Source organism: Gillisella vitis, from assembly GCF_021559775.1.
Classification (GTDB): domain Bacteria; phylum Pseudomonadota; class Alphaproteobacteria; order Rhizobiales; family Rhizobiaceae; genus Allorhizobium; species Allorhizobium ampelinum.
In genome coordinates this window covers 879146-904393 of record NZ_CP056048.1, presented here as the reverse complement: position 1 = coordinate 904393, position 25248 = coordinate 879146, and the positions used below count along the sequence as shown (strand labels likewise).

Sequence of the window (25248 nt, the reverse complement as noted above, 5' to 3'; positions counted from 1 at the left end):
CATGTCCGGCGAGACGAAAACCACCTGTCCCTATTGCGGTGTCGGCTGCGGCGTGATTGCCAAGGTCGAGGAAAATGGTGCCGTCAACATCAAGGGCGACCCGGATCATCCGGCCAATTTCGGCCGGCTCTGTTCCAAGGGCTCGGCGCTGGGTGAAACGCTGGATCTGGATGGCCGGGCGCTCACTCCGACCGTTTACGGCGAGCGCCAAAGTTGGGATATGGCGCTCGATCTCGTTGCCGATAGGTTTTCCCGCAGCATTGCCGAGCATGGTCCGGATTCGGTCGCTTTCTATCTCTCCGGCCAATTGCTGACCGAGGATTATTACGTCGCCAACAAACTGATGAAGGGGTTTATCGGCTCAGCCAATATCGATACCAATTCCCGTCTCTGCATGGCCTCCTCGGTCGCAGGCCATAAGCGGGCCTTCGGCTCCGATACCGTTCCCGGCACCTACCGCGACCTGGAACTGGCCGATCTCGTCGTGCTTGTCGGCTCCAATATGGGCTGGTGCCATCCGGTGCTCTATCAGCGGATTGCTGCGGAAAAGGCCAAGCGCCCCGGCCTGAAAGTGGTGGTGATCGATCCGCGCCGCACCGCAACCTCAGACATTGCCGACCTGCATCTTTCCATCCGTCCGGATGGCGATGTGGCACTGTTCAACGGTTTGCTGGCGCATCTGGTCGAAAACGGCAGCATCGACCAATCCTATATTGCCGCCCATACACATGGCTTTTCGGAAGCCTTTGCCGCCGCTGCCGGTCAATCGCTTGGCGATCTGATGGAGAAGACTGGCCTGCCCGCCATGCAGTTGCGGCAGTTTTTCCAGCTGTTTGCTGCAACCGAAAAAACCGTGACCTGCTATAGCCAGGGCGTCAACCAGTCGTCGCTTGGCACGGACAAAGTCAATGCGATCATCAATTGCCATCTGGCCACGGGCCGGATCGGCAAGCCCGGCATGGGGCCGTTTTCGCTGACCGGCCAGCCGAACGCCATGGGCGGACGAGAGGTTGGTGGCCTCGCCAACATGCTGGCCGCCCATATGGAGCTGGGCAATTCCGCTGACCGGGACCGTGTGCAGCGGTTCTGGGCCTCGCCCACCATGGCCGACAAGCCCGGCTTGAAGGCCGTGGACATGTTCAAGGCGGTGGCCGATGGCAAGATCAAGGCGCTGTGGATCATGTCCACCAATCCTGTCGTCTCCATGCCCGATGCCGATGCCGTCAAGGCGGCGATTGCCGCCTGCCCCTTTGTTGTCGTCTCCGACATGCAGGCCGATACCGATACGGCAAAGCTGGCGCATGTGCTGCTGCCAGCGGCTGGCTGGGGCGAAAAATCCGGCACCGTCACCAATTCCGAGCGGCGGATTTCCCGCCAGCGAGCCTTCAAACCGGCCCCCGGCGAGGCCAGGGCAGACTGGTGGCAGATGGCGGAAATTGGCCGCCGCATGGGCTTTGGCAAGGCCTTTCGCTATCAGTCACCCGCCGACATCTTTGCTGAACATGCCGCCCTATCGGGTTTTGAAAACACTGGCACCCGCGATTTCGATATCGGCGCTTACGGGACGATCACGGATGCAGACTATCAGGCGCTTGCCCCCTTCCAATGGCCCCAGAGACAGGGAGAGCCTGCGGCGGAAAGCCGGTTTTTCGCCAATGGCGGCTTTTATCATCCCGATGGCAAAGCCCGTTTCATTGCCTGCGGAACTGCAATACCGGATAGGGCAAGCCAGGATTTTCCCCTCTCCCTCAATACCGGGCGGGTGCGCGATCATTGGCATACGATGACACGGACGGCAAAAAGCGCCCGGCTGTCAGCGCATCTGGCCGAACCCTTCGCGGAAATTCACCCGCTGGACGCCGCCAATCTCGGCATTGCCGATGCGGAACTGGTGGAGATTTCCAGCCAAACCGGCAGCCGTGTGATCGTTCGCGCATTGCTAACCAGCCGCCAGAGCCGTGGCGTCATTTTCGTGCCAATGCACTGGACCGGCGAAACCGCCTCACTGGCCCGCATCGATAGCCTCGTACCCTCGCGGGTGGACCCGGTCTCCGGCCAGCCAGCGCTGAAAAATGTGGCCGTTACAGCAAAACCCTATGCGGCAATCGCCTATGGTTTTGCCGTCTCAGCTCATAAGCCGCAGGCGCTGGACGCATCCTATTGGGCTTTGGCCAAGGCCGAGCATGGCTGGCGGCTGGAGCTGGCTTTCGAAAATGGCCAGGATTGGGAAAACTGGGCGAGAACCGCGCTTGCCGTACCCGCCACCGCAGAGATGATCGGCTATAGCGACCATGCCAGTGGCGATGTCCGGCTGGCATTTTTTGACGCAGGCAGGCTTTGCGCCGCGCTGTTCATGGCAAGCCAACCGGTTGCGGTGTCGCGCAATTGGGCCAGCGCCCGGCTTGACGACGACTTTACCGATCGCCGCACCCGGCTGGCGCTGATTGCCGGGCGGCCCGGCGCTGGCCAGATCGATCCGGGGGCAATTGTCTGTTCGTGTTTCTCCGTGGGGATCAACCAGATCACCAGTGCTGTCAGGGGCGGCTGCGGCTCGGTCGAAGCCGTCGGTCAGACCCTGTCAGCCGGAACCAATTGCGGCTCCTGCCGCGCCGAAATCAGGAGGATTATCGATGCCGTTCAAATCCTTGCCGCAGAATAACTCCCGCCGCCCGGAACGGGTCGCGCCGCTCGCAAAACTGCCGGTGTTCTGGGCGCTGGAGGGCAAGCGCGTCATCGTCGCCGGTGGTTCGGATGGGGCAGCCTGGAAGGCGGAATTGCTGGCTGCCTGCGGCGCTGATGTAGAGGTGTTCTGCGCGGAAGACGAATTGTCCGATACCTTCCGCGCCCTCCTTGAAGAGCAGGACCGCATGGTCCTTCATTCCCATTGCTGGCATATCGGCATTTTTGAAAACGCCGCTTTGGCGCTTGCCGATTGCGAGACGGAGGACGAGGCCAAGGCGTTTTATTGCGCGGCGAAAGCTGCGGGCGTGCCGGTCAATGTCATCGATAAGCCCGCCTATTGCCAATTCCAGTTCGGCTCCATCGTCAACCGCTCGCCGGTCGTGGTGGCGATTTCCACCGATGGCGCAGCACCCATACTCGGGCAGGCGATACGGCGGCGAATCGAAACCCTGCTGCCCCCTGCCCTCAAACCATGGGCAGAACTGGCGCAAGCGATCCGTGGCCGGATCAATGAGAAGCTGGCACCCGGCGCACCGCGCCGCACTTTCTGGGAGCGGTTCGTGGACCGCGCCTTCGCTGGCAATGCACCGCCGCAGGACAATGAGGAGGATTTGCTGCTGAACGAGACCGCCAGGCTCGCAAACGCCCCGGCACTGGGGCGGGTCACACTGGTCGGCGCGGGGCCGGGCGATGCGGAATTATTGACCTTGAAGGCCGTACGGGCGCTGCAAGCCGCCGATGTCATCCTGTTTGACGATCTCGTCTCCCCTGACGTTCTCGAACTTGCCCGCCGTGAAGCCAAGCGCATGCTGGTTGGCAAACGTGGTGGGCGGGAAAGCTGCAAACAGGACGATATCAACGAGATGATGGTGCGGTTTGCCAAGGCTGGAAAACGTGTGGTGCGGCTGAAATCCGGCGATCCGATGATTTTCGGGCGGGCAGGCGAGGAAATCTCCCGGCTGGCGAATGAGGGCATTGCCGTGGATGTCGTACCCGGCATCACCTCAGCCAGCGCCATGGCGGCGGCGCTTGGCATTTCGCTCACCCACCGCGATCACGCTCAATCGCTGCGATTGGTGACTGGCCATTCCCGACATGGAGACCTGCCGGAAAGCCTCAACTGGCACGATATGGCCGATCCATCCGTCACAACAATCTTCTACATGGGCGGCCGGATGGCAGGCCGGATTGCCGAAAATCTGATGGCAGCGGGAATGGCTTCCAACACGCAAGCGGTGGCGATGACCTCAATCAGCCGTGCTGAACAGACGAGCTGGCGTGGAACCGTCGGCGAACTGGCCGATGCGGTCGCCATACTTGGCGTCAGCAACCCGATCCTCATCGGCGTCGGTGCCGCCTTTGCCCAGCCAGGCACAGTGATGCAGTGTGCTTTCCCAGAACAGGCAGAACAGAAAATGGCGGTTTATTGAAAGAAAAGGCCTCAAAAACGAAAAGCCTGCCGCGGGAGGAGGTGCGGCAGGCTTTTCGAAAAGAACCGAACGACGGCTGGGAGGAGGAGTGCCGTCATTCCGACGGGCCGCTCTGGGAGGAGGAGAATCTGGCCCGGTATATCGAAGCTTTGCGGGAGGAGGATGCATCGCTTCGATGAAAAGAGTTATACCTGATTTTCGCACATTTTCGAGGCAGATTTTCGCACGCCAGCCATGCGCTATGCGCGTAGCGAATTGCTCGAACCGTCAATGCCCCCCTGCGGACAGAACGGCCTGCGGATCGCGGTGAACAGCAAACCGGTCCATCATATGCGCACTGGCGATGTTCATGCCCTTAACATCGACCTCGGCCCCCTTGGCGCGAAACTTCAGCACGATCTTATCCAGGGCACCAACAGCGGTAATGTCCCAGAAATGCGCCTGGGTCACGTCGATGGTGATTGCCTTCACTTCATCATCGAAATCGAAGGCGGCAATGAAAGCATCGGCGGAGGCAAAGAAGATCTGGCCATCGACCCGGTAATGCCTCGACCCATCCTCTTGGTCTTCCGCCTTCACATGCACCATCCGCGCCACTTTGCCGGCAAAGAACACCCCCGACAGCAGCACACCGGCCAGCACGCCCTTGGACAGATCATGGGTAGCAACCACTGTCACCACTGTCACCAGCATGACCAGCGAGGAGGAGGGAGGATTGCGGCGCAGATCGAGGATAGACCGCCATGAGAAAGTGCCAATCGACACCATGATCATGATCGCCACCAAGGCCGCCATCGGCACAACGCGCAGGATATCGTCCAAGACCAGCAGCAAGACCAGCAGGAATGCACCCGCGACAAAGGTGGAAAGACGCCCTCGCCCGCCGGACGAGACATTGATGACCGACTGGCCGATCATCGCGCAACCGCCCATGCCACCGAACAGGCCGGAGGCGATATTGCTTGCGCCCTGACCGATGCATTCCTGGCTCTTGTTGCTTTGCGTATCCGTCATGTCATCGACGATCTGGGCTGTCAGCAGCGATTCCAGCAGGCCAACAGCGGCGAGCGCGATGGAATAAGGGAAAATGATCTGCAACGTCTCGAAGGTCAGCGGCACCTGCGGCCAACCAAACAGTGGCAGGCTGGATGGCAATTCGCCGAGATCGCTGACGCTGCGGACATCCCACCCGAACCACCAGGTCGCAGCCGTCAGAACGGCGATAGCGACCAGCGGTGACGGCACCACCTTGGTGAGGCGCGGGAAGAGATAAATGATGGCAAGCGCCACACCGATCATCACGAACGTCGATGGTGGGCGACCAAGCAATTCCGGCAACTGCGCCATGAAGATCAGGATCGCCAGGGCATTGACGAAGCCCGTCATCACCGAACGCGACACGAAGCGCATCAACCGCCCCAGCTTCAGGAAGCCCGCCAGAATTTGCAGCAGACCCATCAGCACCGTTGCGGCAAACAGATATTGAATGCCGTGATCCTTGACCAATCCACCGATCAATACAGCTGTTGCGGCGGTGGCAGCGGAAATCATGCCGGGACGCCCGCCACAGAAGGCGGATACACAAGCGATGATAACCGAGGCAAACAGCCCGATCTTCGGATCGACCCCGGCAATCACCGAGAAGCCGATAGCTTCAGGAATAAGCGCAAGGGCCACGACAATGCCCGACAGGACATCGCCACGGATATTCGAGAACCAGTCTCGCTGGTATCGTTCAATTTTTTTCATGAAGATTGTTTCGCAACGGGGAAGATTTTTCACAAACGCTCAGATTTAGCCGAATAAACGGATCATCACGTTTCAGAAATGTCGTGCGTTGTCTGGCGGATCGGCGGCCAGAATAGCCACCCGGAATTTCACCGGGTCCGTGGTTAATGGCTTTCTATACGCAGAAAGCACCTGTTTTGCAATCCCGTACCCACACTGGCCAGGAAGAAGCGGGGGTCAGAAGCCCGCGACCTTGCCCCAGGCAGAATGAGCCAGCCGCTCTGGCCGATAGTCTTTGGGATCAACGATCGGTTCGGAACCGGTGATGATGTCGGCGATCAAATGCCCTGCCCCCGGCCCAATGCCAAAGCCATGGCCGCTGAATCCCGCCGCCAGAATAAAGCCCGGCAGTGAGGAGATTTCACCGATGGCGGGCACACCATCCGGGGTGCTGTCGATATAGCCAGCCCAACTGGCCGAAATCTTCGCGCCGGCCAAGGCAGGTAGCAATTCGCCGGCCCGGCGATAGGTTTCGGCGATCAGTTTGCGATCCGGTATCGGGTCGAGAATACGGTTACGCTCCATCGGCGTCGCCTTGTCCAACGCCCATTTCGCCAGCGTCTCATGGCCATTGCGCAGACCTTCGATCGTACCCGGCTTCAGGCTTCTCCACCGCCGCTGGAACATCGGCAGGAAAGCCTTGCCATAGCGAATTTGCTGGGGGGTCAGATCGACGCTGGCACGGCCGCTAATCGCCAAAGTATAGCCGCCATCGCCCCGGCGGGTCACGGAAACGCGGGCGGTGTGCAAGGCATCTGGCAGGCCTTCGCCTCCCAGTCCTCCCGCCAGAGGCGCGACGGCCAGAATGGATGAGCGGATGGACGCCTGCGGAAAGCGAATGTTCAACTGATTGCAGAAGGAAGACGCCCAGGCGCCGCCCGCCATCACCACCGTTCCCGTGCGGATCGTCCCCTTTTCCGTCACCACGGCACTAACCCGGCCAGCCTCGGTTTCCAACCCACGGGCCGCGCAATGCTGCATGACGGTTCCGCCAAATTTCATCACGCCGCGCGCAATGATCGGGGCAGCCCGCTCCGGGACAGCAATGCCATCGCTGGGCGAAAACACCCCGCCAAGCCACGGCTTTCGCGTCGCGCTGCCTTTTTCGGCGGCTTCCTTGCCCGAAAGCACGTGGGTGGTGACACCGACTATTTTGGCAAAGTCACGCCATTTGGCCCAGGTGGCGATTTCCGCCTCGCTATTGCTCAGGTAAAGCAGGCCGCAGCGGCGAAACCCGACATCCTCGCCAATGTCGCTGGCAAAACTGTCCCACAGATCCAAGCTTTTTGTCGCCATCGGCAATTCGCGGGCATCGCGGTTCTGCTGGCGGCACCAACCCCAATTCCGGCTGGACTGCTCCGCCCCGATCAGGCCTTTCTCCAGCAGCACGACTTTGACGCCGCGTTTTGCCAGGAAATAGGCGGTGCATGTCCCGACGATACCGCCGCCGATCACCACGACATCCGCCGCTTCAGGCAAAGCGGTATGGGTCTCTACTCGCAACAGGGGTACACGCATGAAAAGCTCCTTGATTGCTGATCAGCATAAGCATTTCCATCAGTGAAAAGCACCGCGATTGGGCCAGATTCAGCATTTCCTTCCGTTTTTAGAAACCCAAACAATCCCTTTGTTACATAAGGTTTTTCAAAGCTTTCCAGCGTGCTTTCCTGATGATGAACGCTTGCACTTTGGCTTTTGAAGCATAATATGCTGGCCAACAGGCATTAAGGGAAACGGAAGCGTGAAGCTCGACAGGATCGACATCAAGATTCTCTATGAATTGCAAAAGAACGGTCGGATCACCAATGTGGAACTGGCCGAACTGGTCAATCTCTCCCCCAGCCCCTGCCTGATGCGGGTGAAGAAACTTCAGGCCGATGGCTATATCGAGGGCTATTCCGCCCAGATCAATGTCAGCAAGCTTGGCCAGACGCTGACCGTGTTTACCGAGATCACCTTGAAGAACCACAGGCAGATCGATTTTGCCCGATTCCTCGCCGCAGTTGAAAAAGTTGACCAGGTGATCGAATGTCACCTGGTTTCCGGCGGCTATGATTACATGCTGAAATTCGTCACATCAGGGATTGGTGAATATCAGACGATCATGGAGCGGCTGACCGACATGGATATCGGTATCGACAAATATTTCAGCTTCGTGGTGCTGAAATCACCAATCGTCAAATCGCATATGCCCCTCACCAGCCTGTTTCCAGTATAGGCTCATTTAGCCGCAAACCACCGCTTCCACCGAAAGCGCCAGACCAAGCAGGGCCTCATCGGACCGTGCAGGCCCGGACACTTGCAGACCAACCGGCATATTGGCATCCGCCGTTCCGCACGGCAGCGAGACCGCGCACCAATCGAGAAAATTGCCGAGCATCGTGTTGCGCAATGTCTTGCCGTTGATGGCCACGAACAGGTCATCGTCAGCCACAAGCGGCGCAGTCAGCGGTGCCACATGCGCAACGGTTGGTGTCAGGATGAATTCATTCGCTGCGAGCTGGCCGGTAAATTCCGCAATCAATTGCTCACGCCGGTCAACAAGCTCGACATAGCTGGCAAGGCTGATATTTTCGCCCAGCCGCGCCCGTGTGGCAACGCGGTGATCCATGCGGGCTGCATCCGGTCCATGCAGACGGTGGCGATGCAACACATAGGCCTCCGCCGTCACCAGCGGGCCATGCTTGGCGAGAACATCGAGGATCTGCTGCATGATCGGGAAGGCTTGACGACGCACAACGGCACCGGCCTGTTCCAGACGGCGTATCGCAGCCTCAAATGCTTGAACCACACCATCCTCGGCACCATCGAAAAACACCGTTTCCGGTACGACGAAACGGCGTCCAGCCAAGGCGGCACGGGTCACCTGCGGATGCGTCAGCCCACACATGGCAGCATCCACCCAAACCACATCCTGCACGGTGCGGCAGAGTGGCCCAAGGGAATCCAAACTTTTTGATAGGGGGAAGACACCACGCATGGAGTAGCGGCCACGGGTCGCCTTATAGCCGACAATGCCATTAAAGGCGGAGGGAATGCGGACAGACCCGCCCGTATCCGTACCAATCGACACCGGCACCAGCCCGGCGGCCACGGCTACAGCCGAGCCTGAGGACGAGCCGCCGGGAACCCGAGCCTCGCCCACGCCGTGCGGATTGCGCGGTGTGCCGTAATGCGGATTGACCCCAAGGCCGGAAAAGGCAAACTCGCTCATATTGACCTGACCGATGGACACCATTCCAGCACTTGCCAGAGCCGCGACCACATCCGCATCGCGCACTGCCGGTGGCTGATCGTCCAGCACAACGGAGCCAGCCGTGGTGGTCTGTCCTTCAAGATCAAAGAGATCCTTCCATGCAATCGGTATGCCGTCCAGAGGGCCGAGCGAGCAACCGGCCCGGATGCGCAATGCCGAGGCCTGGGCCTCCTGCATCGCCCGCTCCGGCGTTAGCCGGGTGAAAATTGTCTGATCCGCGTGATCCCGGATGGCCCCCAATGTCTGATGGGCAAGATCCTGCGGATCAAGCGTGCCGGACTGGATCAAGACAGCAAGCTGGGCAATGCTTTTGCCTGAAAGGCCTTGGCCTGAAAAGTTTGGGGTCATCGGTTACTCCTTCAATACAATATTATGCCGCCATCAGCTGAAGCCAGCGACGCACCAGATAATTATGTTCGTCCATGGTGGTGTTCCACACCGCGATGCGGTTGGCACGCTGCCAGTAAGACCCGCCCCTGCGGCTTTCGCCAGCCTTGATCCGCATTGCGCCATCCGGTCCGGGCAAGTCCTGCGCGGCGGGCAGGCCGCCATACCAATAATCCCATTCCGCCTTGCTCAAATACGCTTTTGAGCGCTGCGGCGTGGAGATGTAATAGCCTTGCCGCGCAACGACAGCACCTGGCAACCCGGAAATCCACCAGTTAAGATAGTCATAGGCCACATCCAGCATCCGCCCTTCAAGGCCACGCGACAGGCAAAGCCCGCCATGCCAGGCCCGGTAACCTTCGACCGGCACCGCCTGCTCCACGGCCATGCCCTGACCGCTCAAGATGGTAATGCCTGTGGACCACATGCTCTGGATATCGGTGCGGCCCCTGACCATCAGGTCTGCGGCATCCTCGGCGGTGCGCCAGAAGTCCCTGAAAAATCCGGATTTTTTCTTCTCGGTCAGAATGGCGATCAGCCGGTCGATCTCGGCCACGGTCATATTACCGATATTGTCAAACCGCATCAGGCCAGCCGCCTCGGCAGCAAGGGCCGCATCGAAAATGCCGATGGCGGGCTCGTCCACCAGCGCCACCCGGCCCGCCCAGGTCTCGTCCAACAGACTTGCCCAACTGGACACGGACCTGGGGCTTTTCACCAGATCGCTGCGATAGGCAAAACTGTCGAAATTATGGGTGGTGGGCAACATGGAAATATGGCCGGTCGGATTATCGCCCAGCGACAGGTCCGGCTGGACGAACAGTTTCTTGACCGGCGCATCGCCCTTGCCCAGTTGGGCACTCGGCTCCAGCCGTCCGGTCTTGGTGAGATCGGAAATCTCGTTCCAAAGGTCGATCCGCTTCAACTCTATCGGCTGGATGGCCCGCCAGTACCAGACGATATCCAGATTATGGAAGCACTGATCGTAGATGTCATAACTGTCCGGTGCCTGCGCCGCCTTGTGCTGGGTGGTCAGGAAATCATTGTTGTCGAACACGACCTCGATGCCGAGATCCTGCTGCGCCTGGACGCGCAACGGTTCCAGCAAGGAAATCGCCGTGCCGAGCACCCGAAGACGCGGTTTGCCTTGCGTATGAAGGGCGGGCGCAGGAAAAGAAGCCGGTGGATTATGGGTGTTCATTGGCGTTTGACGTTCCTGACTCACTTATAAAGCTATCGTAAAACCATACAGCGCCGTGCGCCATATATGGCGCACAAAGGTTCGCTGTAGCGCTTTATATCTGCTGCATAATTTTCTCTTTAAACCGATTCCGGTTTAAAGAATTATGCAGTAGAGCCTCTGCCACCATCCATGCCTCTCACTTTATCGCAAAGGCCTCGAAAGACCGCCTGATCAGCGCCGTCTCCAATCCATCGACAATGAAGACCAGCCTGGAGCGCCGATCCGCCGATGGCCAGCCGCCCATATGGACGGGCGGATGCACCAGATGTTGGACCCCGTGAATGGCAACGGGCCGGTCCTCACCCGCGATGTTCAAAATGCCCTTCACCCGGATAACCTTGGCACCATGGCGGTTGAGCAACATCGTCAACCAGATGCCGAAGGCGGTCCAATCAATCGGCTCATCCACCGTCACCACGAAGGAGCGGAAGTCGCCGCTATGGCCAGCATCTGCTGGCGCTTCGCAGTAAAAACCGCTGGCCGATTGCAGAGTGGAACTGTGCAGGCTGGCATCGTCATCCAGCAGGCTGGCAGCTGAAAAATCCGGGGCGGCAGCGGCCAGCATCGCAGCATCGGGATTGATCGACGCGATCCGAGCCATCAACCGTCCGGTCAATTCAGGCTGTTCAAGGGCTTCGGTCATATCGGTTTTGGTGATCACCAACCGGTCGGCAATCGCCACTTGCCGGGCCGATTCGCCATAAGCGTCCAGTTGCCCTAACCCATTAATGGCATCAACCGTGGTGATGACATTGCCGTGGCGGAAATGATGGCGCAGGACAGGATCGGCTTTCAGCGTCGATAAGATCGGAAACGGATCGGCAAGCCCGGTGCTTTCAATCATCACCCGACGAAAAGGCGTGATTTCGCCCCGCTCCCGGCGGTCATGCAGGGTTCGCACGGCTTCAGCCAGATCGCCGCGAATGGTGCAGCAAACACAGCCGGATTGCAAAAGCACCGTATCGCCATCGACCGTTTCCACCAGGTCGTGATCGAGGCCAATTTCGCCGAATTCATTGATCAGCACCGCCGTATCGGCAAGGGCGGGGTCTGACAGCAGACGCTTCAGCAGCGTCGTCTTGCCGGAGCCGAGGAAGCCGGTCAGCAAATTGACAGGAGTGAACTGGGGAATAGCACCGCTTGCATCAGCCATTGCGGGCCGTTTCCATCCGCGTGATCAGCACTGGATCAAGCGGATCACAGGCCCGACCGGACATTTTTTCAGCGACCGACCAGAGATGACCGAGATCCTCAATAATCTCGGTCTTTCCCGTCAGGCTGGACAGGAGATAGGATGAGCCCTGCCAGTCGGAGAGCGACAGGCCATAAGCCTTCAGCACCCGGTTGGCAGTGTTCACACGGTTCATCCGCTCACGGCGGCGGTCCACCCGCTCGCCATTGCGGGTGTAGACTCCGGGTCGGGCCACGGCATCGGCCCAATGTTCATTGCCGCCGATCACACCGCACAGTGAACACATGACACTCTCCTTTCACGGACAAGGGACGGCATAGCGCCGCCCCTCCCCGTCTTGTTACTTCTTGCGCGGAAAGCGCTTTGCGAAATCGTCGGCGATCTCGTTCATGGTCACGAATTTCACCCCCGGATGCTTGCTCATATGGGCAAACAACCGCTCCAGCATCATCAACACCTGCGGGCGTCCGGCAACGTCAGGGTGAATGGTGATCGGGAAAACCGCATAATCCATTTCACGATAGACCCAATCGAACTGGTCGCGCCAGATCTGCTCGATATCATGCGGATTGACGAAGCCGTGGCTGTTGGGTGATTTCTTGATGAACATCATCGGCGGCAGGTCATCGAGATACCAGGAGGCCGGAATTTCGATCAGGTCGGTCTCGTGGCCACGCTTCAAAGGCACCATCCAGTCGGAGGGCTTCTTGGAATAGTCAATCTTGGTCCAGCTATCGCCAACGCGCACATAATAGGGCGTAAAATCATTATGCATCAGCGAGTGGTCGTATTTGATGCCCCGCTCCAGCAGCAATTCATTGGTGACATTGGAAAATTCCCACCAGGGCGCGACATAGCCGGTCGGGCGCTTGCCCGACAGCCTTGTGACCAGCTCGATGCACTTGTCCAGCACCTCGGTTTCCTGTTCGCGGGTCATGGCAATCGGGTTTTCATGGGTATAGCCATGAATGCCGATTTCATGGCCTGCATCGGCCACAGCCTGCATCTGTTCCGGGAAGGTCTCGATGGAATGGCCGGGAATGAACCAGGTGGTCTTGATACCGAAGCGTTCGAACAATTTCAGCAGGCGCGGTGCGCCGACCTCACCGGCAAACAGACCACGGGAAATATCGTCAGGCGAATCCTCGCCGCCGTAAGAGCCGAGCCAGCCGGCCACCGCATCCACATCGATGCCGAAGCTGCAAAAGATTTCCTTTGCCATGGTGTTTTCTCCTTTTGATAAAGACTTTTTGATCAGGTGTGGAACTGTCAGTGTGCGGCGATAATGGTGGCATCCGAAGGCTTCCACGACAGAAACACGTCGGAGCCGACCGGAAACTCATCCGGGCGATATTTCTCGACATGAGCTTCGAGAGACAGAGACCGCCCATCCGCCAGCACCGCTGAGATATGCGAGACATGACCGACGACGTCGGCACGTTGAATGCGGGCATGCACCGCGTTGCCACCATGGGCCACAGCCACCCGCTCAAGCGGCTCGCGGTTTCCATGATGAACCTGAATGGCCTCGGCGGGAACGACGAGATTGGCGAGGCCACCGTCGGATACCGGGCCATTGACCAGGCCTGCAAGCAATCCCTCCGGGGTCTCGATCCGTAAGTCGCCTGTGCCATCGGCGCGGGCATGCCCTTTAAAAATCGCGTTTCTGCCAATGAATTGCGCCACAAAGGGCGTGGCGGGCCGGGTATAGAGCTGATGCGGCGGGCTGACCTGCTCGACTCGGCCCTGATTCATCACCACCACCCGGTCGGACAGCGCCAGCGCCTCCGATTGCGCATGGGTAACGAAGATGAAGGTGACGCCGAGTGTGCGTTGCAGGATTTTCAGCTCGTTCTGGATCGCCTTGCGTAGATTGGCATCAAGCGCGCCAAGCGGCTCATCCAGAAGCAGAATGTCCGGCTCGATCACCAATCCCCGCGCCAAGGCCACCCGCTGGCGCTGGCCGCCGGAAAGCTTTTCCGGCTTGCGCTCGGCTATGTCTTCAAGCCCCAGCGTTGCAATGATCCGCTCCACTTTGCGGTCGCGCTCGGCCTTGGCCATGCCTTTGACTTCAAGACCATAGGCGACGTTGCGGCGCACGCTCATATGAGGAAACAGCGCGTAATTCTGAAAGATCGTCGCGGTCGGACGCATCTGGGGCGGCACGTCGTTCATCCGCACGCCCTTGATCATCATATCGCCGGAGGAAATACCCTCGAACCCGGCAATCATCCGCAGCGTCGTGGTCTTGCCGCAGCCGGATGGGCCGAGAAAGGCGATGAATTCGCCCTTTTTCACCGCCAGGCTGAAGGCGCTGACTGCCGTGGTGCCATTGTCATAGACCTTGCCCACATCGATCAGTTCCAGGTCGTAAATCATCCTAAATCTCCAGGCGGTGCCCTCTTGGGCGATCAGATGCCACGTCCGTCACACAACGTGCCGTCATGCTCGGCCTTGTGCCGAGCATCTGCCGTGATGCAATATGCAGGTGACGATCATGGCTTGGCCCTCGGCAGTAGACCCTCGGGACAAGCCCGAGGGTGACGGTGGGTGAACGCAGACCGAGTAACCGATCTACGGCGGTCTCGTCAGGCGTTCAGGAACTCGTCCCACTTCTGCACCAGATGGTCGTATTCATCCGGCCATTGATGCCAATAAGCGACGTTCTTGGCGCGCTCTTCCAGCGAGCCGCCATCGCGCAGGTCGCCTTCCTTGATGCCGCGCTCCGGCGCGCCGGTCCAAGGCTTGCCCTCGTACCAGAATGCATATTTTTCCGGTGCCATGACGCTTTTGATATTGGTGGAGGGCGAGTAATAGCCCTGCTCCGACACGGCAATGCCCGGCTCACCCGACAGCCAGTAATCGGCATAGGCGGTGACGGCTTCCTTGTTGGTGGTGCCTGCAATCATCGACGGACCGATGGCCCAGGCGCGGTAGCCTTCCTTCGGCACCGCGTATTTGCAAGACTTGCCCTGCGCCTTCACCGCCATGACGGCCGGTTGCCAGGCATCGCAGACCACCATTTCGCCTGAGGCCATCAGGTTGACCAGTTCGCCGAAATCCCCCCACAGCGCCCGGAACTGGCCTTCCTTTTTCTTCGACACCAGGAAGGCCGCTGCCTCGTCAATTTCCTTGGCGCTCGGATTGCCGGGGTTCTTGACGTTGAGCAGGCCGAGCGTGTTCATCGCCATGATCGCCTGACCGAAGGCAATCAGCGGATCGGTGTTGAGGCCGGACTTGCCCTTCCATTTCTTGTCGAAAATCGCCGCCCAGCTATTGGCCTCTTCGGCGGAGACCACATCCGGGTTATAGCCGATGGAATCGTAGTTATAGACCGCTGGCACCATGTTCAGTGTCGTCTGTCCTTCATCGGCCCAGATCTGCCCGACGATCTGCGCCTTCAAGTCCCATTTGTCGGATGGCTTGGTGAAGGTGTCGCGGATATTCGCCCAATTTTTCAAGCCAGAGGCAGGCACCGGCTCGACATTGTTGGTCATGACGATGGCAGGCAGGCGCTCGGCGATGATTTCCCAGCAATCGTAATCCTTCGAGCCAGACAGGATCTTGGTCTGCGCATCCGGGAAGGTTGCCGCCGTGCCTGATGTGCCACCGACGCCGGAGGCCTTTTTGAAGTCATTGAGAATGCGTTCCTGCACCGTCACCGACAGGCCGATGGTGCGCAATTGCTGGCTGGCTAGGCTGGTGGCCTGGGCATAGGCAGCCCGCGATGACAGGAAGGGCGTGCCTGCCCCCATGGCCAGCGCCATCATGCCGGTGGAGCGTTTGAGAAGTGATCTGCGATTTAATTCCAGTAATGACATGGCAGTTCTCCAGTTTTGAGTTCCCGATCCGGCTTTGCCGGTTTTTGTTGTTGTTGATTGTTGCTTTTAGTAGCGCCCGACAAGCAGGCCACCATCAACGACCAGCACCTGGCCGGTCATGTAGCGGGCGGCATTGGAGGCAAGGAAGGTGATGACATCGGCAATGTCGTCTGGAGTGCCGAGCCGTCCCATCGGGATGATTTCGGCGGCTCTTTCAGCCCCCACCGGCCCCAGCGAGTTTTCCTCCGACAGCAATTGCGCGGTGCGGATATAGCCCGGCGCAATGCCGTTGACCCGCACACCCTCACGGGCAAGCTCGACGGCCAGACCGCGCACCAGTCCGATCACCCCGGATTTGGCAGCGGAATAATGCACATGTTCATCCCAGCCATAGGCAACGCCCATGATCGATGACAGCGCGACAATCGACCCGCTTTTTCGGGCGCGCATCCCAGGAGTGGCGGCCCGCACGAGGCGGAAAATGCCCTTGAGATCAATATCGAAGGTCAGATCCCATTTTTCGTCGGTCAGTTCTTGAAGCGGGACGCGGTGCGCAATGCCCGCATTGGCGACCACCACATCGATCCGGCCAAGCCGTGCCTCAATATCGGCGACCAGCGCATCGGCTGCCGGTGTCGAGCGCACGTCATAATGATGAAACTCCGCCGAACCGCCAGCGGCGCGAATGGCCTCCGCAACTGCCTCACCCTCCGCGTCCAGAATATCTGTAACGACGACATGGTCACCAAGCGCGCCGAAGGCTTTGGCGGCGGCAGCGCCGATGCCAATCCCGGCTCCGGTGATGATGACGATCCGCTGATTTTGGTTGCTCATCTGTCTCTTCCTTAACGGTTCAAAGCATCACATCGCCGGAATTCGGCCCCAGTGTCTGGCCGACGAACAGGGCCGCATCCGGCGAGGCAAGGAAGGAGACGGCGGCGGCCACTTCCTCTGGTTCACCGAACCGGCCAAGCGGCAGCTGCGCCTTTTTTGCGGCTCGCCAGTCTTCCGACAGACCCATGACCAGCGGCGTATTGATCGGGCCGGGAGCGACCGCATTGACACGCACTCCACGGGCCGACACTTCACGGGCAAGTGCCTTGGTCATGCCGATAATGGCTGCCTTTGCGCCGGAATAATGCACCAGTTCGACGCCACCGATCTGGCCAAGCTGCGAGGCGATATTGATGATCACGCCGTCTCCCCGCTCCAGCATCGGTGTCAACACAGTGCGGGTCATCAGGAAATTGCCGCGCACATGCACTGCAAACATCCGATCGAAGTCAGCGACCTCTAGATGTTCAAACAGCGATTGATGAGCGATACCGGCATTGTTGACCAGCAGCGCCACCGGCCCATGGGCGACGACGGCGGCAGCGCAAATGGCCGCCGCTTGCGTCTCGTGGGAGACGTCACCGGCATAGGCCGAGGCCTTGCCGCCCGACGCCACAATCTCATCGGCGACAGCGTTCGCACGGTCGATGGCAAGATCGTTGACCAGCACGCCATACCCGTCTTTTGCCAACCGGAGTGCAATGGCGCGACCGATGCCGGAGCCAGCGCCGGTGACAATAGCCGAAGGGAAAGCGGATTTGTTCATCATGCATCCTCCTGCAAGGCGATGCGCCGGGCGCGGCGCACCGAAAGCCCCATCAGCACGGCGTAAGTGCCAAGCAGCGCAAAGGAAAACAGCGTGGTCAGCACGCCGAAGGCAAAGACATTCGGATGCACTTCCACCGAAAACGTCCCGTAGATCGCTAGCGGCAAAGTCAGATCGCGGCCAGAGGCAAACAGCGTGCGGGAAAACTCATCATAGGACAGCGTGAAGGCAAACAGCATGGCCGACAGCACGCCCGGAAAGATCAACGGAAAGGTGATCTTGCGAAACGTCCGCATGGGGCTGACGCCAAGCGACCAGGCCGCTTCCTCGACGCTTGGGTCGAAGCGATTGAAAATCGCCAGCATCACCAGGAAGGCAAAGGGGAAAGTATAGACCACATGCAGCACAAAGGCCGTACCCCACCAGTGGCGGTCAATGCCGAGCGTATTGGCAACCAGCGCCATGCCAAGTCCGACCAGCACGCCCGGCACCATCATGCCCAGCACGATCAGGTAGAAGACCAGGCCGGAACCCTTGAACCGGCTGCGAAAGGCCTGCGCCGAAATAACCCCCAGCACGGTGGAGACGATCATCGTCATCACCGCCAACCCCATGGACCGCACCAAGGCATCGTTGATCGGCAGTGGCGCAATGCGCGACGGCGGCGTCAGGCCGAACAGGTGCTTGTACCAATAGACCGACCATTCGATGATCGGAAATTGCGGACCGCCTTCCGGTCCCGTCTGGAAGGACAGGATGGCGAGAACCACCAAAGGCCCATAGAGAAACACCAGAAACAGCGTTGTATAGACGCCAAGTCCCAGTTTGACCGCTCCGGAATTCATCCTACAACTCCTTCCTGAGATCGACGACCCGCAGCAGCGCCGCGACGACGAGCCCCATCAGCAGGGTCAGCACGACGCCCGCCACCGCCGCGAAAGCCCATTTCAGCGACCCGACCTGGGTGACAATGATATTGCCGAGCAGATTGACCTTGCGCCCCGACAGTGCCGCCGAGGTGGCGAATTCACCGAGAACCATGACCGAAACGAAGATCGCCCCGACCACCACACCCGGCATCGACATTGGCAGGATGATGGTGCGGAAAATCCGCCAGAAACCGGCACCGAGATCCTGCGCCGCCTCGATGATTGCCGGCTCGATCCGCCCCAGCATGAAAGCGATGGGACCGACCATGAACACACAATAGATCTGCGTCATGCCAATGATCACAGACAGTTCGGAAAACAGCAGGACTTCGATGGGATGGCTGACAATGCCAAGCTTCATCAGGATCATGTTGATCGCCCCTTCCTTGCCGAGCATTGGCCGCCAGGCGAGAACCCGGATCAGGAAGGAGGTCCAGAACGGAATGACGCAGAGCACCAGAAGCACGGTTTGCAGCGTCTTGTTTTTGACGAACAGCCCGACAAACAGCGCCGCCGGATAGCCGACAGCCAAGGTCGCTACCAGCACCAGCAGCCAGATCCGAACCGTGGTCCAGAGCGCGCCCAGATAGGTATCGCTGGAAAAGAAGGTGATCCAGCTTTGCAGCGTCAACACCGGCTTGATGGTGAAGGTGGTCTGCGTCCAGAAGGACACATAGACCATCATCAACATCGGCAGCACCAGGAACAGCAGCATCCAGACAACACCCGGCAGCACAAGCCAGAAGGAAATGCGCGACGGCTTGGCAGCAGGCTCCGCGATGGGGACGATGGTTTCGCTAAGGGCTTGATTATGCATAGACAAGGGCGTGCTCCTTGTTCCAGACCAGCGCGTAGCGGGTCTGCGGTTCGAGGATCGGGCGGGCGTCCTTGCTCAAATGGGTTTCCACTTCGAAGACCGAGCCATCATCCGCCGAGAAGAACGAATAGACCGCCGATCCGGTATATTCTTCGGCCAGAAAGCTGGCTTCGATTGCCACTTCATCACTGCCGCGCTCGGCGATAACAGGACGGATAGAAATCCGATCATGACGAATGGCATAGGCGGGGGTCGAAGCCGATTGCCTGAAACCGCCAAGTGGCAGGCGGCCTGCCGGGGCCACGAAACTGTCGCCATCGACAGAACCTGAAAACAGATTGTAGCAATTCAGGAAACGCGCCACATCGGCGGAAACGGGACGGTTATAGATCGTGTCCGAACTGCCGGTCTGGGCAATCCGCCCACGATCCAGCACCAGAACCATGTCGCCCATGGCCAGCGCCTCGCTCTCGCTGCCGGTAACATGCAGGAAGGTAACGCCGCAGCGCTCGCGGATGTCGCGCAACTCATTGCGCATCCGGGCGCGCAGATTGGCGTCCAGTGCGCCAAGCGGTTCGTCCAGCAGCACCATTTTCGGCTCTGTAACCAGGGTGCGGGCCAAGGCAACACGCTGTTTCTGGCCACCGGAAATCTGGGTAACGGCGCGGGTTTCCAAGCCCTGCAAGCCAACAAGCGCGATGATGTCACGCACCCTGTCGGCCACTTCGCCAGCATTGGTCACCGGTGCCACCTCACGATTGGCAAGGCCGAAGGCGATATTTTCCCGCACGCTCAAATGCGGAAACAGGGCGAAATTCTGAAAGACAAAGCCAATGCCACGCCGATGCGGCGCCACGTCCTGCATGGACTGTCCGGCAAAGCGGATAGAACCGCCCTCACACCGCTCGAAACCGGCGATCACACGGAGCAGTGTTGTCTTTCCCGATCCGCTTGGGCCAAGCAGCGAAATATAATGATTGTCGGGCAGCGAAAGGCTCAAGCCGTCGAGGGCACGCGTATCCCCATAGGCCTTGACCAGATTGTGTAGCTCGAGCACGGATGTCACGTCGGTTCTCGCCAGTTGCGCCCAGTCAGCCGGACCCGAACACCCTTCCCGCGAACACAGGAAGAGCGCTTGCGCCCTTTAGCAAAGGCGCATCACAGGAATCGGCAATCGGGCATTTCTATTCGTTCCGCTTGTCCGTGCTTCTGTTGGCACGATACAGATGAAGCATGGCACGGATGATTTTTGTATTCAATATACTTTTTCACGATTTTTAAATTCAATTGATTTTTAGGGTAAAACGCCAAGGATTCCACTAGCGTACACCTTACAAATCTCAACAAAAAAGCGCAGATCGATCTGCAAAACCGACATTACCTGCCGATTTTTCGGATTCTTTTCAATTGGACGCCTTCAATAGCATCTGGAAGGCTCACACTTCAGCCAACCCGGACACGCTTTTAAAAAATGACTATTGTACACGGTATCCAAAAATTAGATGCTTCATGCGCATTCTGATTTTTATACCTCTAGTCTCGAAAGCGGTTTTCGCCTTACAGAGAAAGCAGACCAACGGGAACAGCCTGCGCCATGACGACACAAACCGGCCAACGCCGCTATGAAATTGCCGAGGCGGTGCTGCGCTCCAACATCGCCGAAGGCCTGTTGCCTCAAGGGCTTGTGCTGTTGGAAGGCCATATCGCCGAGATCCTGCAAACGTCCCGTGCGCCGGTACAACGGGCTTTGCAGGCGCTGGAGGCGGACGGGCTGGTGCATCGGTTTCAAGGGCGCGGCTATCTGGTCGGCCCGACAGGGTTTGGCATCGAGCCGCTGAGAACCGATATCCGCAGCATCGGCCTGACCGTTGCCAAACATGCCGACGACGCCTTGCAGAACCGGTCCTCCTGGGAGCGGATTTACGACACCGTTGAGCGCGATGTGGCCGGATGCGTGGTGTTTGGTCGCTACCGGATCATTGAGACCGAACTTGCCAGCCATTTCAATGTCAGCCGCACGGTGGTGCGCGATGTGCTGGCGCGGCTGAGCGAACGGGGACTGGTGCGCAAGAACCAAAGCTCCCACTGGATTGCCGGACCCTTGACAGCCCAAACCATCAAGGATCATTTCGGGTTGCGTGCCATGCTGGAGCCGCAGGCGCTGACGACGGCTGCCCCCCATATCGACAGTGAGGCACTGCTTTTCCTGCTGGAACGGCTTCGGCAGTTGGAGAGGGATCATGCGGGGGATGGCCTCAGAGATGTGATGGAGATGCAGCAAGGCTTCATCGAGATCTGCATTCTCGCCACGCCCAATGAGAAGCTGCGGGAATTGATCCGCAACAATCTTCTGCCGGTGACGGCGGCGACCAGCCTGCTGGCCCGTCTCGGCCTGCCCGGCGACCTGACGACGATTACCGAATTTAGGCTGATCGTCGAGTTGCTGGCCCGTGGAGCGACCACAGCGGCAGCGGCCATGCATGGCACCCATCTGGACGCCGCCCTGAACCGGACCATCGCCCAAATGAAGATCGTCGCGATCATTCCCGATCCAGGCGCCACGGCGGCCTATCTGACCCGCGTTCAGGAATGAGCGTGACGCCGACCCTGTCATGACCTGCCCTCCTACACGTTTGACAGAGAGGCGCTGATGTCGCGGATCATCGCCTGCCGCTCCCGTCGTGCCGCCAATGCCTGCTCCATGTTCACCTTGACGAACCGGGTCGGCGTATGCGGCTGCAATTGGCCGATCAGGTCCATATCCGCTGAAATCACCGTGCCGACCATGAAATAGCCGCCGCCGGAAACGGCGTCGCGGTGCAAGACGATTGGCTCACTACCGCCCGGCACCTGGATTGAGCCGTAGGGATAGCAGCTATCGACAATATTGGACGGATCGGAACCTGCCCCAAACGGCGGGGTGCGGGGCACAAAGTCCAGCTTGCGCCCGCCACGAAACCGGTAGCCCATCCGGTCGGCTTCCGGCGCTACCTTCCATTCGTCCTCAAAGAAATTGCCTTTTGCCTCTTCCGTCAGCCGATCCCAGTAGAGACCGGGCAACACGCGCAATTCGGCAGGCGCGCCCGGAGGGCGGCGCAGCGCCTGCGGAATGGTCCGGCCTTCGGGCACAGGCTTCGCCTGCCCGACCGGCAAGTCATCTCCAGCAGCAATCGCACGACCCTGGAAGCCGCCAAGCGCGCCGATGGCGTAAGTGGAGCGTGATCCGAGCGCCAGCGGAACATCGATACCACCAGCAACGGCAATATAGATCCGCGCCCCCGCCTTCAGAAAATCGAAACTCAGCACCTGACCTGCCCGCACCTTGAAGGCGGTCCAGCCGGGCTGCTCCTCGCCGTCAAGCCGGATCGGCATCTCGGCTCCCGTGACGGCCACCATGGTGTCGGCGGCAAATTCCAGCTTCGGCCCGATGAACACCGCCTCCAGCCCCGCCGCCCCTTCGTCATTGCCGACGAGCAGATTGGCGGCCTTCAGCGCCAGCCGATCCATAGCCCCGCCCTGGGGAATGCCGAGGTGAAAATAGCCGGGACGGCCCAAATCCTGAACCGTGGTGGCAAGCCCTTGATGCAAAACCTTAATGACCATGGAGAAGGCCCTCCAGCCTGGCGTTATAGCCGCTGATGTCTTTCTGGAATTCCGAGAGATCAAAGCGCACCTCGCGGATCGGCGGAACGAATATGCCCTTGTCCACCTCTTCCACCGCCTGATCGTAACCATCACGATCCACCGGCTTGAACATGACGATATCGCCCGGCTTGAAGAACACCATGAAGTCGCGCAGGTAAGAGGTGGTCTGCGTCGGATCGTAGATCGGCATCGGGGTAATGCCGAACATCTGGTAGCCACCGGCACCGCGCACCGAATATATGCAGCCGAAACAGCCGCCGTGGCCGACCGTCAGCCTCGGCGTATCCGTGCGGGGCCGCAGATATTTCGGCACTTCGATCTGCCGCTGCCGCTCGACCATCTGGTACATGAAAGGCAGGCCGGACACGAAGCCAACCATGGAAACAAACCACGGCGAACCGGCATGGGCGGCGATGAAATCCTGAACGCTTGGGTAATTGTTGATCTTGGCGGCATAATCGAGATCGGTGCCATCAGGCTCCTGATGCCGCTCACGAAACCGCATCAGTGTCTCATGGGTCCAGGGATCGTTGTAGAACACCGGGATTTCAACAATCCGCGTGGCAATCACCGGATCACTTTTCGCCGCAGCAACCTCAATGGCCTGGATTTCCTTCAGGATGTCGTCGGGATGAATGATGTCAGGATCGAACTTGACCTGGAAGGAGGCATTGGCCGGGCAGATTTCGGTGACGCCCTTGATCCGGGCTTGAGAAATGCCGTTGGTCATCGACAGCGAGGTGAAGAAAGCCTCCAGCGACATCGCCTCGCTGCATTCCACGAACAGATGCTCATCACCGCCGAATGTATAGCGCATCGCCATCAGACAGTCTCCTTCAGGGGAACAGATTGGGCAGGCGGAAAGGCCGTTTCCAGCCAGGGCTCCAGAAACCGGGTATGGACATCGGCGCTTTGCACGGAGGGATCAGCCACCAGCTTTTTGTGCAGCGGAATGGTGGTGGCAAGACCGCCGATTTCGAAATGCTCCAGCGCCGCGCCAAGTTTTTCGAGGCAGGCTTCACGGGTTTCCGCCCAGACGATCAGCTTGCCGAGCAAGGAATCGTAGAAGGGTGGCACCTGATAGCCTTCATAGAGCATGGTATCGAAGCGGATGCCGTCGCCCTCGGGAATGTGCAGGGTTGAGACCGTGCCGGGACCGGGCAGGAAACCCCGCGCCGGGTCCTCGGCATTGATCCGGCATTCTATAGCGTGGCCGGAGAGCACCACATCCTCCTGACGCAGCGACAAAGGCGCACCACCGGCAATGCGGATCATTTCCTGCACCAGATCGATGCCGGTAATCATTTCCGTCACCGGATGCTCAACCTGGATGCGGGTATTGACCTCGATAAAGTAAAATTCGCCGCTCTGCTCGTCATAGAGATATTCAACCGTGCCAGCGCCGCGATAATTGACCGACCGCGCCAGCGCCACGGCGCTGTCGCACAGGGCTTTTCGCACATCATCAGGCAGGCGCACCGATGGCCCTTCTTCCCAGACCTTCTGGCGGCGGCGTTGCAGCGAGCATTCCCGCTCAAAGCAATGAATGGCATCATTGCCATCGCCGAGGATCTGTACTTCGACATGGCGGGCGCGGGTAATGACCTTCTCGATGTAAAGCCCGCCATCGCCAAAAGCAGCCAGCGCTTCGGAGGACGCTTGCGGGAAATGCCGCTCGAAATCCTCCATGGTCTCGGCAATGCGAATGCCCCGGCCACCGCCGCCAGCAGCGGCCTTGATCATCACAGGAAAGCCGATTGTCTCGACAATCACACGCCCTGCCTCAAGGTCATCCACCCGGCCATTTGAACCCGGCACGGTCGGCACTCCGGCCTGCATCGCCACCTGGCGGGCCTCGACCTTGTCGCCTAGCAGGCTGATAGCTTCATGGCTCGGACCGATGAAAATCAGCCCTGCATCGGTGACGGCCTTGGCAAAAGCGGCGTTTTCGGAGAGGAAGCCGTAGCCCGGATGCACGGCATCAACGCCGGTTTCCAGCGCCGCCTTCAGCACCGCCTCGATATTCAGGTAGGATTTGGCCGCCGATGGCGGGCCAATCTCCACCGCCTGATCGGCCAGTCTCACCGCCAGCATGTCACGATCTGCGGCGGAATGAACCTGCACGGTGCGAATGCCGAGCGCCTTGGCCGCCCGGATGATCCGAACGGCAATCTCCCCCCTGTTGGCCACCAGCAGCGAAGAGATGCTCATGCCTGCACCTCGGCGATCACCTGACCGGCCATGATCGGCTCATTGTCTTCCGCCACGAACACCAGACCGATGCCGGAGGCATCCGCATGCACTTCATGAAACGTCTTCATCACCTCAATCAGGCCGATAACATCTCCTTCAGCCACCGCGTCTCCATCATTTTTGAAGCTCGGGGCATCGGGAGACGGCTTGCGGTAGAATGTGCCAGGCAGGGGCGATCTGATCTCGTGGGTGCTCATGGCTGTCT

22 protein-coding genes and 1 other annotated feature are annotated in these 25248 nt (G+C 59.4%); of the genes, 4 read left to right on the top strand and 18 right to left on the bottom strand.

Annotated elements, in window-relative coordinates:
- The first annotated feature begins 1 nt into the window (after position 1).
- Positions 2-2659: a nitrate reductase gene (locus AVCG78_RS21035; protein WP_071206244.1), complete on the top strand. Its 2658-nt coding sequence runs from the start codon at positions 2-4 to the stop codon at positions 2657-2659.
- Entirely contained in the window at positions 2631-4112 is a 1482-nt protein-coding gene (gene cysG, locus AVCG78_RS21030; protein ID WP_071584382.1) for a siroheme synthase CysG, read from the top strand. The genes AVCG78_RS21035 and cysG overlap by 29 nt, the downstream gene beginning before the upstream one ends.
- Positions 4113-4379: 267 nt before the next feature.
- On the opposite strand, the gene AVCG78_RS21025 is transcribed toward cysG, so the two are convergent.
- Both AVCG78_RS21025 and AVCG78_RS21020 read right to left on the bottom strand, forming a co-directional pair.
- On the bottom strand, positions 4380-5861 hold the full coding sequence (locus AVCG78_RS21025) for a SulP family inorganic anion transporter (protein ID WP_071584383.1): 1482 nt from the start codon (positions 5859-5861) through the stop codon (positions 4380-4382).
- A gap of 86 nt (positions 5862-5947) precedes the next feature.
- Positions 5948-6003, bottom strand: a sequence feature (sul1 is cis-regulatory element that is thought to sense ions involved in sulfur or methionine metabolism; They are found in Alphaproteobacteria).
- A 74-nt stretch (positions 6004-6077) separates the two neighbouring features.
- The gene (locus tag AVCG78_RS21020) at positions 6078-7418 is read right to left on the bottom strand and encodes an NAD(P)/FAD-dependent oxidoreductase (RefSeq protein ID WP_156582974.1); all 1341 of its coding nucleotides are present in this window, start codon (positions 7416-7418) and stop codon (positions 6078-6080) included.
- A 223-nt stretch (positions 7419-7641) separates the two neighbouring features.
- Between AVCG78_RS21020 and AVCG78_RS21015 the strand changes: the two genes are divergently transcribed.
- Positions 7642-8118 carry an Lrp/AsnC family transcriptional regulator gene (locus AVCG78_RS21015; protein WP_071206177.1) on the top strand — a complete coding sequence of 159 codons (477 nt, stop codon included), beginning with the start codon at positions 7642-7644 and terminating at the stop codon, positions 8116-8118.
- Between the two features lie 6 nt (positions 8119-8124).
- Here AVCG78_RS21015 and AVCG78_RS21010 read toward each other — a convergent pair whose 3' ends face one another.
- The 12 genes from AVCG78_RS21010 to AVCG78_RS20955 all read right to left on the bottom strand — a co-directional run bounded on the left by AVCG78_RS21010 (position 8125) and on the right by AVCG78_RS20955 (position 20211).
- Positions 8125-9504 (bottom strand): amidase, encoded by a 1380-nt coding sequence (locus AVCG78_RS21010; protein ID WP_071206179.1) that lies wholly within the window; start codon positions 9502-9504, stop codon positions 8125-8127.
- A 22-nt stretch (positions 9505-9526) separates the two neighbouring features.
- The gene (locus AVCG78_RS21005; RefSeq protein ID WP_156582972.1) at positions 9527-10744 is read right to left on the bottom strand and encodes an ABC transporter substrate-binding protein; all 1218 of its coding nucleotides are present in this window, start codon (positions 10742-10744) and stop codon (positions 9527-9529) included.
- Between the two features lie 178 nt (positions 10745-10922).
- The gene (locus tag AVCG78_RS21000) at positions 10923-11939 is read right to left on the bottom strand and encodes a CobW family GTP-binding protein (RefSeq protein ID WP_071584386.1); all 1017 of its coding nucleotides are present in this window, start codon (positions 11937-11939) and stop codon (positions 10923-10925) included.
- Positions 11932-12264, bottom strand: coding sequence for a hypothetical protein (locus AVCG78_RS20995; protein WP_071206184.1), 333 nt, complete (start codon positions 12262-12264; stop codon positions 11932-11934). The genes AVCG78_RS21000 and AVCG78_RS20995 overlap by 8 nt, the downstream gene beginning before the upstream one ends.
- 54 nt (positions 12265-12318) lie before the next feature.
- Positions 12319-13200: a polysaccharide deacetylase family protein gene (locus AVCG78_RS20990; protein WP_012654165.1), complete on the bottom strand. Its 882-nt coding sequence runs from the start codon at positions 13198-13200 to the stop codon at positions 12319-12321.
- Between the two features lie 47 nt (positions 13201-13247).
- The gene (locus AVCG78_RS20985; protein ID WP_071206186.1) at positions 13248-14357 is read right to left on the bottom strand and encodes an ABC transporter ATP-binding protein; all 1110 of its coding nucleotides are present in this window, start codon (positions 14355-14357) and stop codon (positions 13248-13250) included.
- Positions 14358-14566: 209 nt separating this feature from the next.
- Positions 14567-15799 carry an ABC transporter substrate-binding protein gene (locus AVCG78_RS20980; protein ID WP_041698608.1) on the bottom strand — a complete coding sequence of 411 codons (1233 nt, stop codon included), beginning with the start codon at positions 15797-15799 and terminating at the stop codon, positions 14567-14569.
- A 66-nt stretch (positions 15800-15865) separates the two neighbouring features.
- The gene (locus tag AVCG78_RS20975; protein WP_071584387.1) at positions 15866-16633 is read right to left on the bottom strand and encodes an SDR family NAD(P)-dependent oxidoreductase; all 768 of its coding nucleotides are present in this window, start codon (positions 16631-16633) and stop codon (positions 15866-15868) included.
- A gap of 19 nt (positions 16634-16652) precedes the next feature.
- A complete protein-coding gene (locus AVCG78_RS20970; RefSeq protein WP_071206190.1) occupies positions 16653-17402 on the bottom strand; it encodes an SDR family NAD(P)-dependent oxidoreductase in 750 nt (249 codons plus the stop codon).
- A complete protein-coding gene (locus AVCG78_RS20965) occupies positions 17399-18244 on the bottom strand; it encodes an ABC transporter permease (protein ID WP_071206193.1) in 846 nt (281 codons plus the stop codon). The genes AVCG78_RS20970 and AVCG78_RS20965 overlap by 4 nt, the downstream gene beginning before the upstream one ends.
- A 1-nt stretch (position 18245) precedes the next feature.
- Positions 18246-19145 carry an ABC transporter permease gene (locus AVCG78_RS20960; RefSeq protein WP_071206195.1) on the bottom strand — a complete coding sequence of 300 codons (900 nt, stop codon included), beginning with the start codon at positions 19143-19145 and terminating at the stop codon, positions 18246-18248.
- Entirely contained in the window at positions 19138-20211 is a 1074-nt protein-coding gene (locus tag AVCG78_RS20955; RefSeq protein WP_071206197.1) for an ABC transporter ATP-binding protein, read from the bottom strand. Before AVCG78_RS20955 ends, AVCG78_RS20960 begins: the two co-directional genes overlap by 8 nt.
- Before the next feature lie 528 nt (positions 20212-20739).
- Here AVCG78_RS20955 and AVCG78_RS20950 point away from each other — a divergent pair.
- Positions 20740-21738 carry a GntR family transcriptional regulator gene (locus AVCG78_RS20950; protein ID WP_071206199.1) on the top strand — a complete coding sequence of 333 codons (999 nt, stop codon included), beginning with the start codon at positions 20740-20742 and terminating at the stop codon, positions 21736-21738.
- A 32-nt stretch (positions 21739-21770) separates the two neighbouring features.
- On the opposite strand, the gene AVCG78_RS20945 is transcribed toward AVCG78_RS20950, so the two are convergent.
- The 4 genes from AVCG78_RS20945 to AVCG78_RS20930 are packed head-to-tail and all read right to left on the bottom strand — an operon-like array spanning position 21771 to position 25240.
- The gene (locus AVCG78_RS20945; protein WP_071206201.1) at positions 21771-22748 is read right to left on the bottom strand and encodes a 5-oxoprolinase subunit C family protein; all 978 of its coding nucleotides are present in this window, start codon (positions 22746-22748) and stop codon (positions 21771-21773) included.
- The gene (locus AVCG78_RS20940) at positions 22738-23613 is read right to left on the bottom strand and encodes a 5-oxoprolinase subunit B family protein (protein WP_071206203.1); all 876 of its coding nucleotides are present in this window, start codon (positions 23611-23613) and stop codon (positions 22738-22740) included. The genes AVCG78_RS20945 and AVCG78_RS20940 overlap by 11 nt, the downstream gene beginning before the upstream one ends.
- Positions 23613-25001, bottom strand: a complete 1389-nt coding sequence (locus AVCG78_RS20935) for an acetyl-CoA carboxylase biotin carboxylase subunit (RefSeq protein WP_071206205.1) — start codon at positions 24999-25001, stop codon at positions 23613-23615. The genes AVCG78_RS20940 and AVCG78_RS20935 overlap by 1 nt, the downstream gene beginning before the upstream one ends.
- Positions 24998-25240 (bottom strand): acetyl-CoA carboxylase, encoded by a 243-nt coding sequence (locus AVCG78_RS20930; RefSeq protein WP_071206207.1) that lies wholly within the window; start codon positions 25238-25240, stop codon positions 24998-25000. The genes AVCG78_RS20935 and AVCG78_RS20930 overlap by 4 nt, the downstream gene beginning before the upstream one ends.
- Positions 25241-25248 lie beyond the last annotated feature (8 nt).